This is a genomic window from Streptomyces sp. NPDC007901 (assembly GCF_042959465.1).
Lineage (GTDB): Bacteria > Actinomycetota > Actinomycetes > Streptomycetales > Streptomycetaceae > Streptomyces.
Map to the genome: position 1 here is coordinate 1 of NZ_JBIBKW010000060.1, position 11329 is coordinate 11329.

The following is an 11329-nucleotide window of genomic DNA, read 5'->3' on the forward strand; positions in this document are numbered from 1 at the left end:
GCCTAGGTTCCTTACCGTTCAGTCCACAACCGCCCTGAGCTCAATGGACAGGGTGCGTGCACGCCTGGCGCGATGACTGGCCGGCGCCGACATCAACAGGATGCCGGCCACCGCGGACGCCGGCACAGCCTCCAGAGGATCGCCGAGGGAAGCCCAGAAGCGGCCACACGATGATCCTGAAGCGCTGAGATCCCACCCCGCCATCCGCCCGCCTCACCTACTTCGGTGAGGAAACCAATCAGTTTCCAAACGGCCAAACGGCCTTCAGCCATGCCCAGCAAGCAAGGGGAAAAAAGTGAGTACCAGCATCGACCACGGGGCGCCCGCCTCCGGAAAGACAGACTCGGGCCTTCGCGGCTCACATGCCGTGCGCTGGTGGGTGCTGGTCGTCATAGGCATGGCACAGCTCATGGTCATGCTCGATGCCACCGTCGTGAACATCGCGCTGCCCGAGGCGCAGCACGACCTCGGCTTCAGCGACGGCAGCCGGCAGTGGGTCATCACGGGTTACGCCCTGGCCTTTGGCAGCCTGCTGCTGCTCGGCGGCCGACTCGGTGACCTGTTGGGCCGACGTACCCTCTTCGTGATCGGCTTGGCAGGTTTCGGGGCCGCGTCCGTCGTCGGCGGCTCGGCCGGCAGCTTCGAGATCCTCGTCGCGGCACGGGTGGCCCAGGGCCTCTTCGCCGCGGTGCTCGCGCCCGCGGCACTCTCACTGCTCAGTGTGACCTTCACCGAACCGTCCGAAAGGGCGAAGGCCTTCGGTATCTTCAGTGCGCTGGGTGGTGCGGGCGGCGCGGTCGGGCTGCTGGTCGGCGGCATGCTCACCGAATGGGCGTCGTGGCGCTGGGTGATGTACGTGAACGTCGCCTTCGCGGTCCCCGCTCTGATCGGTGCCTTGCTGCTGCTGGCCAAGCCCGTGATCACCAAGAAGCCCAAACTCGATATTCCGGGCATCGTGGTGGTGAGCGCCGCGCTGTTCGCCGTCGTCTACGGGTTCGCGCACGTCGAGTCCACCAGCTGGACCGACCCGGTCGCCCTCGGCTCTATGATCGTCGGCGCGGTGCTGCTCGTGGTGTTCGTCTGGCTGGAGTCCAGGGTCGCGCATCCGCTGCTGCCGCTGCGAGTCGTGCTGGACCGGACCCGCGGTGGTTCGTTCGTGGCGGTGTTCGTCCTGGGCATGGGGATGTTCTCGATCTTCCTGTTCCTGACCTACTACTTCGCGGCCAGCCTCGGCTACTCGCCGATCAAGACCGGTCTGGCGTTCCTGCCGATGGTCGCGGGCGTCGTCGCGTCTTCGACCACGATGCCTTCGCTGGTGCTGCCCAGGGTCGGCCCGAAGATCGTCGTCAGCGCCGGCTTCCTGGTCGCCGCGGCCGGTATGGCCTTGCTGACCCGGCTCGAGCTGGACAGCACCTACGCCGCCCACATCATGCCCGGCCTGATCCTGCTGGGTCTCGGCATCGGCGCCGTGATGAGCACCGCGATCCAGGGGGCGACCTCAGGCATTCACCACGAGGACGCGGGTGTCGCCTCGGCGTTGATCAACACCGGTCAGCAAATCGGCGGCTCCATCAGCACGGCGCTACTGACCACCATTGCCTCGTCAGCCGCGACCGACTACCTGACTTCGCACAAGCCCGGCGCATTGGCCGCGGCGCAGGCCGGGGTCGAGGGCTACACGGCCACCCTGGCGTGGGGCTCCGGGTTCTTCGTGGTCGGTGCGGTGATCGCCGCGTTCCTGATCCCGAATCGGGCTCTGGCGCCGTCCGAGGGCGAGCCCGTGATGGCCCACTGAGCCTGGATCCACCCCACAGATGCCCTGCCACCTGCGATGACTGTTGTTCTCAGGACACGATCCAGCACAGGAAAGCAGGGCATCTCCAGGGTTCCACCGTGACCGTCTCGCCCCGCGAATCCATGACAGGGCCTTCTCCGCGATGGACCTCACCACCCGCCACCCGCGCACCAGAGAACTGCTGTCCACGGCGAAGTCCATGGTGCAACCAGACCCAGCAGGAGGCACTCGCATGAAACGACGTACATTCCTCGGCGCGACCACCGCATCGCTGGCCGCCACCCAACTCGCCGGGCCCGCCTACGCCACCAGTTCAACCGCCGGACCAACCGCCGGTCAGTACACGGTCGTCGCCCGCTTCTGGGGCTCGATGCCGACGGGTGTCACCGTCTCACGCTACGGCCGTATCTTCGTCAACTTCCCCCGCTGGGGCGACGACGTCCCGTTCACCGTCGCCGAACTGCGCGGCGGGAAGCCGGTGGCCTACCCCAACGCCGAGGTGAACCGCCAGGACGCCTCAGACCTGGCCGGGCACCTCCAGTCGGTGCAGAGCGTCGTCGTCGACCCGGCCGACCGGCTGTGGATCCTCGACACCGGAAACCCGCTGTTCGCCGGGTCCTCCTACGGCGGCCCGAAGCTCGTGGCGGTCGACCTGCGCACCAACCGGATCGTACGGAAGATCCTCTTCCCGCCAGACGTGGTGCCGTCGAACAGCTACCCCAACGACGTGCACTTCGACCTGCGGCGCGGCACCGAGGGCATGGCGTTCATCACCGACTCGGGCGGCTCGAACGGCGTGATCGTGGTCGACCTCGCCACAGGCCGCTCCTGGCGGCGACTGACCGGGCAGCCCTCAGTGCTCCCCGACGAGCAGTTCCTTCCCATCATCGAGGGCGAACCTCTCATGATCCGCCCCGCGGGAAGCGAACCCATGCACTACGAGACCGGCTCCGACGGCATCGCCCTCAGCGCCGACGGCAAGCGCCTCTACTACTCCCCCCTGTCCAGCCGCCGACTGCACAGCGTGGCCACCGACGCCCTCGCCAACCCCGACGCCACCGACGCCGAGGTGGCGGCGACGGTCGAGGACCACGGGTTCAAGCCGATGGCCGACGGCCTGGAGAGCGACGACAAGGGACGGCTCTACGGCGGCGACCTGGAACACAACTCCATCTGGCGCAGGAATCCGGACGGCACCTACCGCACCCTCGCCCAGGGCACCGACCTCATCTGGGTCGACACCCTGTCGGTCGCCTCGGACCGGCACTTGTACGCCACCGCCAACCAACTCAACCGGATGTCGCTCTTCCACGAGGGCGAGGATCTGCGCCGCAAGCCCTATCTCCTGGTCCGCCTGCCGATCGACGCCGGACCGGTCAGGCTCGTGTGACCTCTCCAGCCCGCGTCACGTGACTGCCTGGTCGCTGTCCCTGTCCGGACCGGCCGCGCACACCCCGCTCGTCTACACCTTCGGGAGCTTCCACCCGCGCTACTACACGATGCGGTACGACACCCCCGACGCGACCGCGCTCGCGCGCCGGGTCGCCGGAACCATGCCGGACGGCGAACCGGTCCACCAGCACGCCGGCCGAGGAGGGTGCGCTAGTGAACGGCGCCGGCTTTATGACGCACGGGCTGCCGTTCATCACCCGTGCGATGCTCGAAGGCCAAGTCCCGGGCTGGTCCGCCGACTTCGACGCCTGGGCCGCCGACGCCCTCGCGCGCGGCGCCGGGGACGAACTCGCCGCGTTCCGGACGAGGGCGCCCGGTACGCCGTACGCCCATCCGACCGTCGATCACTACATCCCACTGTTCATCACCCTGGGCGTCGCCGCGCACCCCGACCGGCCGGTGCGGACCACCGTCGAGGGGTGCACGATCGGCTTCTCCAAGCGCTCGTTCCAGACCGCCGTGTGACACCGACAGCCGTGTGACGACAACACCGAATCAGATCACCTTCATTGAGGAAACGACCATGACCGAAGCCACAGACCGAATCATCGACGCCCTGCGCAGCGGGCACGACCACCTCGCCGCCGTGGTGCACAGACTCACCGCCGCCGATCTCACCCGCCCGTCCGGCGCGTCGGAGTGGGACGTCTCCCAGGTGCTCAGCCATCTGGGCAGCGGCGCCGAAATTGGCCTGGCCGCACTGGAGGGCGCGACAGGCGGTACGGGTGCCCCCGACGGCGACTTCAACAAATCGGTGTGGGCCCGCTGGGACGCGATGACCCCGGCCGAGCGCGCTGAAGGCTTCGTCACCGCCAACCAGGCGCTGGTCGAACGCTACGAGGGCCTCGACGCGGGGGCCCGCAGCGACCTCCGGATCGACCTCGGCTTCCTGCCCGCGCCGGTGGACGTCGCGACAGCGGCGGGGCTCCGGCTCAGTGAGCTCGCCCACCACTCGTGGGACGTCGAGGTGGCCTTCGACCCGTCGACGCCCCTGGCGTCCGCCGCGACCGGGCCGCTCCTCGACCAGGCCGGCATGATGCTGGGCTTCTTCGGAAAGGCGGACGCCCTGGAGAACCGCCCCGTCGCCGTCGCGGTGCACACCACCGCACCCGAGCGCGCCTTCGGTCTCTCGGTCGGCGAGACGGTCGCGCTCACCGGCGAACCCGAGAACGCCGACGCCGTGCTGACGGCTCCCGCCGAGTGGTGGCTGCGACTCGTCGCCGGTCGGCACGCCCCCGCCCACACCCCGCCCTCCGTGACCCTCACCGGCGACACCGTCACCCTTGACGACCTGCGCAGGATTTTCCCCGGGTTCTGAGCCCGGCGGCGAGGCAACGGGCACGGGCACACGCTCTAGCCCGCGCGTTCCACTCGGGGTCGTGTCCGGATCATGAGCTGCATAGCGAAAGTGCCTTCTGACCTGGGACGACAGGGCTTGCCCAAGGTTTCTGTCGTCTCGCGGGGGAAGGCACTTTCCGCGTGCACACCACCGGGTCACGTCCCCGACTCGTCGTCTCGGCCGACGGTCGCGGGGTGGTCAGCCATGCCGACTCCCGTCTGTCGGCCGATCCAGCCAAAATCACCGGGCTGACCAGCGCCTTCACCAGCGCGTTGCGTCGGCTGCGGCCGCGCGGCACGGGGCACGCCCCCGGCAGGGTGGCGGTCAACCTGGCCGTGATGCTCGCCGACGGCGGCGAGACCATCACTGACCTCACTGTCCTGCGTGACCAGCGCGAGGTGTTCGGCCCGGTCGCCGCCACACCCACCGCCCGGCGTCTTCTCGCCGACATCGGTCCTCCCGCACTGGCCGCCCTGCGAGAAGCCCGGGCCACCGCACGCGACATCGCCTGGCCGCAAGCCGCCGACACCCGCGACGGCATACCAGCGTCCCGCGCGGGCGGGCGCGACCTGCCCTGCCTGGTCCCGGACCTCGACGCCCCCTGGTCACCAGCCACTCCGAGAAGGAGCAGGCAGCCGCCGCCTACAAGCGCGGCTTCGGCTACCACCCGCTGCTGTGCTTCCTGCACCACATCCGGGCCCTGCCCGACCGGGTCTGGCACCCGGCCCTGGAACAGGACGGATCCCTGCGCGACGGAGCAGAGGCCGCCGAGCTGACCGGCATGATCGACCTCACCGGCTACCCCGACGGCCGCGTCATCGTGCGGCGTGAGCGTCCGCATCCCGGTGCCCGACTGTCCCTGTTCGACTTCGACGAAGGCATGCGCACCTGGCCTTTCTCACCGACACCCCGGTCACGGGTGGGGGAACCGCGCAACGCCTGGAGGCCCGCTCCCGCGCGCATGCCCGCGTGGAGAAGCGCATCCGCCTGCCCGTCTGGACCCAGGCCCTACTGTTGGACGGCGAGTTGGCCACCGCCGAGCCGAAGGAGCTCCGCTACCGGCTGCTGCGCGCCGCCGCCCGCATCGCCCGCGGAGGCCGACGACTCTGCCTCCGTATCTCCGCTACCTGGCGTTGGCGACACGAGCTGACCAGCGCATTCGCCCGCCTCGCAGCCCTGCCCCGGCCAGCCACCTGACCGCAGCGCTGTCCCTGCTCTTCCGCGACCCGAGGAACCCATGCCCGCCCCTCGACTCGACCAGCAACCCAAATGGCGGCAGTCGGCGTCGCTGGTCTCGATCTCGTACAGGGCTGTCCCCACCACGGCGCTCACGTCTTCGAGGAGGGTCGCCAGGAGCTCGCAAGCGTCGTCCTCGTGCGGGGTCCCTGTAGGAGGCGTGATCGCTGACGTGGAACACCATGTCCTTCGCGGTGACCGTGTACCCGGGCCGACGTGGACGGCGTAGTGCGTGGGTTTCATGCCGACGTCGCCGGGGATGTCCAGGCCCGCCGCGCACACCCCGGCGTCCCCCGCGATGAGCATGGCACGGGCCTCGCGGACACGGGGCCAGCCCAGCACACCGGTGAGACGGGTCAGCTCGTCGTCCCGGCCCCGGGGTCGATTCCGGTGTCCTTGGTCATGAGGGCTCCTGGGCCGGGTCAGGGACGGTATCGGGCTCGGTGGCGGTGGCGGTGGCGGTGAGGGGGAGCAGCACCTGGAATCGGGTGTCGCCGGGTACGGACTCGACTTTCAGGTCGCCGTGGTGCTTGTTGACGACGATCCGCCAGGAGATGTCGAGTCCCAGCCCGGTGCCCTCGCCCACCGGTTTGGTGGTGAAGAACGGGTCGAAGATCCGGCCGCGGATCTCGGTCGGCACTCCCGGGCCCGTGTCGCGGAACTCCACGAGCAGCCGGTCGTGCACCACAGCGGTGCGTACGGTCAATGTCCCTTCGCCGCCCGCGCTCTTGATGGAGAAGACGGCGTTGTCGATCAGGTTGGTCCACACCTGGTTCAGTTCGGCCGGGTAGGCCGGAATCCTCGGCGCTGAACGGTCGTACTCCTTCACGACCTCGATCTGGGGACCGATCTTGCCCGACAGCATCAGCAGCGTGCTGTCGAGGAGTTCGTGGACGTCGGCGACCTGATAGGGGGCGCGGTCCAGCTGCGAGTACTGCTTGGCGGCGTCGACGAGGTGCGAGATACGGTTGGTGGATTCCTCGATCTCGGACATCAACAGCTCGGCCTCGACCGTGTAGGTGAGCCACTCGATGGCACTCGGCAAGATTTCCTGCTCATCGACGGCCGCCGCGATCTGCTCCAGCCAGTCGACGTCGAGATCGCCCTGCACGAAGGTCGGCGCGATCTGCCAGCCGTTTGGGACACCGTGGTCGTCCAGCCAGTCGGCCAGTTCGTCCTCCCGGTCGGACGCTTCGAGCGGGCTCAGTGCCGGCGTCTTGGAGACCCGCTCGGCCGTACGCTCCTGGAGGTCGACCAGGACCTTCAGGGCATCGCCGTCGTAGGGGCCCGAGGCGATGGCGCCGAGCTTGTGGCGCATGTGCGCGACCCGGTCCCTGAGCGAGGAGGTGGCCCGTACGGCGGCCGCGGCCGGGTTGTTGAGCTCATGGGTGAGACCCGCGGACAACGAGCCCAGCGCCAGCAGCCGTTCGCGCTGCCCGACGGCCCGCTGAAAGGTCTGCGAACCGAGGAAGAGCCCTTCCAGGAGATGGATCGCCATCGGAAACCACTCGTGCATGACGTTCGCGAACGATTCGGCGGGCAGCACGAAGAACCGCGTCGGCTCGGTCACCCGCAGCGAGTTGATGTACCGCTGCGGTTTTCCGTCCCCGACGTAGGCCCGCAGGGCCCCCGCGTACACCCCTGGCTGGGACGTGCGGCTCACCTCGATGTCGTCGCTGCCCACCCGGCGCGACATGACGACCGTGCCCTCGATCATCACGTAGAAGTCGGTCGCCGGGTCACCTTCGGTGAACACCGGCCCGGGGTCGAACAGTTCGACCCGTCCCTCGCTGCACAGCCTGCCGAGCTGCTCGGAGTTCAGCTTCTCGAACAGGAACAGCGAACTGATCTCCGCCGCGCTGCACGGCATCACCCGCCCGCTCACGACTGCTCCCGATACCGGTGTACGAGCATCACGGCCATGGCTCCCTCTCCGACGGCGGACGCGACCCGCTTCGCGGACTCCGCGCGGGCGTCCCCGGCGACGAACACGCCGGGGATGTTGGTCTCCAGGTGGTACGGCGGCCGGTCCAGCTCCCAGTTGGCCGGTAGCCGCCCGTCGGCGGTCAGATCGGGCCCGGCGAGGATGAACCCGCGCTCGTCCCGCAGCACGGTGCCCTCCAGCCAGTCGGTCAGCGGGGCCGCGCCGATGAACACGAACATCCACTGCGCGTCGACGAGTTCGGTCTGACCGCTCGTCGTGTCGCGCAACGTCAGCTGTTCCAGGTGGCCGTCGCCGTGCGCGGCCTCGACGACCGCGTGGGTCCGTACGAAGATGTTCGGCGACTGGGCGATCTGCTGGATCAGATAGTGCGACATCGACGCGGTGAGGTCCGCTCCGCGCACCAGCAGGGTCACCGACTTGGCGCCCCTGGACAGGTACATCGCCGCCTGCCCGGCCGAGTTGGCGCCGCCGACGATGTACACGTCGTGGCCCTGGCAGGCGGCGGCCTCGGTGAGCGCGGACCCGTAGAACACCCCGCGGCCCGACAACTCGTCGGCACCCGGCGCCTCCAGCCGCCGGTACGACACACCGGTCGCCAGGATCACGCTGTGCGCCGCGATCTGCGACCCGTCCGCGAACCGGACGAGCCGCGCCGCCCCGCTGCTCTCCAGACCGGTCACCTCCCGCGCGGAGAGGATCTCGGCGCCGAACTTCGTGGCCTGGCGTCGCGCCCGGTCGGTGAGCTGGCCGCCGGACACCCCGTCCGGGAAGCCCAGATAGTTCTCGATCCGCGAACTCTGCCCGGCCTGCCCGCCGGTCGCCGACCGCTCCACGAGCACCGTACGCAGGCCCTCCGAGGCCCCGTACACGGCCGCGCCGAGCCCTGCCGGGCCGCCGCCGATGACGACCAGGTCGTAGAAGTCAGCGGTCGGCGTCGTCGCCAGCCCCACGTGCGCGGCCAGTTCGGGCACCTCCGGCTCGACGAGCGCCGTACCGTCCGCCGTGATCACCACCGGCAGCCGCTGCCCGTCCTGCCCCGCGGCGGTCAGCAGCCGCTGCCCCTCGGGCTCCTCCGTGGAGTACCAGCGGTAGGGCACCTGGTTGCGGGCCAAAAACTCCCGTACGTCCGACGAGCGCGCCGACCACCGGTGACCGACGACCTTGGTGCTCGGCACCGGCCGGAAGTCACTGCACCGCCATGCCTCCAGCAGGTCGTCGAGCACCGGGTAGAGCTTCTCCTCCGGCGGGTCCCACGGCTTGAGGAGGTAGTGGTCGAGGTCGACGACGTTGATCGCGTCGATCGCCGCATCCGAGTCCGCGTACGCGGTCAGCAGCACGCGCCGGGCACCCGGGTAGACGTCCATGGCCTGTTCCAGGAACTCGATTCCGTTCATCTGCGGCATGCGGTAGTCGGCCAGGATCACCGCCACAAGGTCGCCGCGCAGCTTCAGCTCCCGCAGCGCCGCCAGCGCGGACTGGCCGGACTCCGCGCGCACGATCCGGTACGACTGGCCGTAGCGCCGCCGCAGGTCACGGGCGACCGCCCGGGACACCCCGGGGTCGTCGTCCACGGTCAGGATGACGGTCCGCGCAGCGTCCGCGGTCTGTGCCATACGTCCCCCACCCCGAGTGATGTGATCCGCTACTTGGCCCATGCCGCGATCCGTTCCGCGATCGCCTCGGGGGCCTCGATGTGCAGGAAGTGACCGACGTCGGGGACGACCTCCATCGCGTGCGGGGCGGCGAACCGATGCCGGTCGTCGACCTTCGGGGGGAGGAAGCAGCCGTCGTCGGCACCGTAAAGCTGCAGCAGGGGCACCGCGATCGGATGAGACAGGCGGCGCGTCGCCCCAATCATGCTGGGGCGCAGCATCGCCCGGTAGTACTTCAGAGGCGCGGGCATGCTCGCCCGCAGGTGCTCGTGCAGCTCCGCCTGCAGAGTTGGATCGAGCGAGAGGCCGGGCGACCACTGACGCCAAAGGCGGTCGATGAAGGCGAGATCGCGGGCGCTGGCCATCCAGCCGCTTCCCGGCAGTTGAAAGAGCCCCATGTACCAGATCCGGCGTAGCTGAGCCAGGCGCGGCCGGCTCAGGAACGTGACGGGGTGGGGGACTGCGAGCGTGACCGCGCGTTCGATCCGCTCCGGCGCGGTGACGACGGCGTCGTAGGTGATCAGGGCGCCCCAGTCGTGGCCGACCAACTCCACGGCTCGCCCCGGAGACCAGCGGTCGATCAGCGCGAGCACGTCGCCGGTGAGGGATGCGAAGTCGAACGGTCCCGCGGTCGGGGACGGCGCGTAACCGCGAAGCCAGGGTGCGATGACGTGACGTCCCTGGCGGGCGAGCTCGGCGAGGAAGGGCTTCGCGGTCGGCGGGTGGTCCGGGAAGCCGTGCAGGACGACCGTCGGCTGACCATCGGGGTCACCACCCTGCAGCGCGTGAAAGGTGCCGTGTGGCAGGTCGTAGGTGACGTGTTCGAATTCCATGGGTGTCAGCCATTTCCAGGAGCGGTCGGACGAGAGAGGCTGATGCCGGCTTCAGTGTCTCTGGTTTTGGACATGTGCGTCTTTTCGGGCGCCGGGTGTAGTGCGGGGTCAGCTGGCCAGTCGGTTGAGCTTGCGGATTTGTTGGTCGAAGGCGCGCGAGGGCACGATCCGGCGCAGGAGGCTGACGCGTTTGGCCATCGAGCCGGCGGTGTACCGGAGCTTGGGCTTGGAATCGGTGGCGGCCGCGACGATCACCTTCGCGACAACAGCCGGGGCGTCGGCGTTGCGCACGGCCGTGGCCAGCACGTCTCGGGAGACCTCCCGCTGTGCGGCGTAGACCGGCAGGGGCGAGTCGGGTGCCATGCTGCTCGCCTCGAAACCCGTGTTTGTGTAGGCCGGCTCGACCAGCAGCATCCGCACGCCGTGCTCGCGAAGCTCGTGGTCGACGGATTCGGAGTAGCCCTCGACCGCATGCTTGGTGGCGGCGTAGACGGCCATGAAGGGGGCTGGGATCAGACCGAGTACCGAGGAGACGTTGACCACGCGGCCACTGCGCTGGGCGCGCATCTGGGGCAGCACTGCGTTTGCCATCCGCATCAGGCCGAAGACGTTGATGTCGAAGACCTCCTTGGCCTGGTCGATCGAGCTCTCCTCGCCGGCGCCGACCGCACCCACGCCTGCGTTGTTGACCAGGACGTCGATCCGTCCGAACCGATCGATCACCTCGCCGACCAGGGCGCGGACCGACTCGTCGCTGGCCACGTCGAGATCGAGGAACGTCACCCCGGCGATCGGCTTGGCGTTCGCCGCGTTGCGGCTCGTGCCGACCACCGCGAAGCCGGCGCCCACGAGGGCGAGCGCAGCCGCCCGCCCGATCCCGGAGGAGGCACCCGTCACAAGGGCCACTGGGGAAGCTGTCTGCATGGTGGTTCCTTCGGTTGTGGACATGACTTCGTCGTGCCCTGTGTGGGGTCGCCTGTGCTCAGGTCGACACGTTCGCACCGGTCCTGCAAGCCCGGACCAAGCCTGTCCGGCGAGCTCAGGATGGTTATGGACTGAACAGTCAGGAACCTAGAT

Annotated in this window: 8 protein-coding genes and 1 pseudogene; 5 read left to right on the forward strand and 4 right to left on the reverse strand. The window is 69.2% G+C overall.

Going from position 1 to position 11329, the window contains the following annotated elements; all coding sequences use genetic code 11:
• Nucleotides 1-295 precede the first annotated feature (295 nt).
• From ACFZDK_RS55055 to ACFZDK_RS55075, 5 genes and pseudogenes are all read left to right on the forward strand, one after another.
• Nucleotides 296-1795, forward strand: a complete 1500-nt coding sequence (locus ACFZDK_RS55055) for an MFS transporter (RefSeq protein ID WP_390986786.1) — start codon at nucleotides 296-298, stop codon at nucleotides 1793-1795.
• 232 nt (nucleotides 1796-2027) lie between these two features.
• Nucleotides 2028-3185, forward strand: a complete 1158-nt coding sequence (locus ACFZDK_RS55060) for an L-dopachrome tautomerase-related protein (protein ID WP_390986789.1) — start codon at nucleotides 2028-2030, stop codon at nucleotides 3183-3185.
• Nucleotides 3186-3451: 266 nt separating this feature from the next.
• Entirely contained in the window at nucleotides 3452-3712 is a 261-nt protein-coding gene (locus tag ACFZDK_RS55065) for a hypothetical protein (RefSeq protein WP_390986792.1), read from the forward strand.
• A 58-nt stretch (nucleotides 3713-3770) separates the two neighbouring features.
• On the forward strand, nucleotides 3771-4565 hold the full coding sequence (locus ACFZDK_RS55070; RefSeq protein WP_390986794.1) for a maleylpyruvate isomerase family mycothiol-dependent enzyme: 795 nt from the start codon (nucleotides 3771-3773) through the stop codon (nucleotides 4563-4565).
• A 161-nt stretch (nucleotides 4566-4726) separates the two neighbouring features.
• A pseudogene (locus tag ACFZDK_RS55075) lies at nucleotides 4727-5783 on the forward strand (transposase).
• A 439-nt stretch (nucleotides 5784-6222) separates the two neighbouring features.
• Here ACFZDK_RS55075 and ACFZDK_RS55080 read toward each other — a convergent pair.
• The 4 genes from ACFZDK_RS55080 to ACFZDK_RS55095 form a co-directional block, all read right to left on the reverse strand.
• Entirely contained in the window at nucleotides 6223-7692 is a 1470-nt protein-coding gene (locus ACFZDK_RS55080; protein WP_390986803.1) for an ATP-binding protein, read from the reverse strand.
• Between the two features lie 11 nt (nucleotides 7693-7703).
• A complete protein-coding gene (locus ACFZDK_RS55085) occupies nucleotides 7704-9380 on the reverse strand; it encodes an FAD-dependent oxidoreductase (protein ID WP_390986797.1) in 1677 nt (558 codons plus the stop codon).
• Nucleotides 9381-9409: 29 nt separating this feature from the next.
• The gene (locus ACFZDK_RS55090) at nucleotides 9410-10252 is read right to left on the reverse strand and encodes an alpha/beta fold hydrolase (protein ID WP_390986799.1); all 843 of its coding nucleotides are present in this window, start codon (nucleotides 10250-10252) and stop codon (nucleotides 9410-9412) included.
• Between the two features lie 108 nt (nucleotides 10253-10360).
• A complete protein-coding gene (locus tag ACFZDK_RS55095) occupies nucleotides 10361-11176 on the reverse strand; it encodes an oxidoreductase (RefSeq protein WP_390986801.1) in 816 nt (271 codons plus the stop codon).
• Nucleotides 11177-11329: the final 153 nt, after the last annotated feature.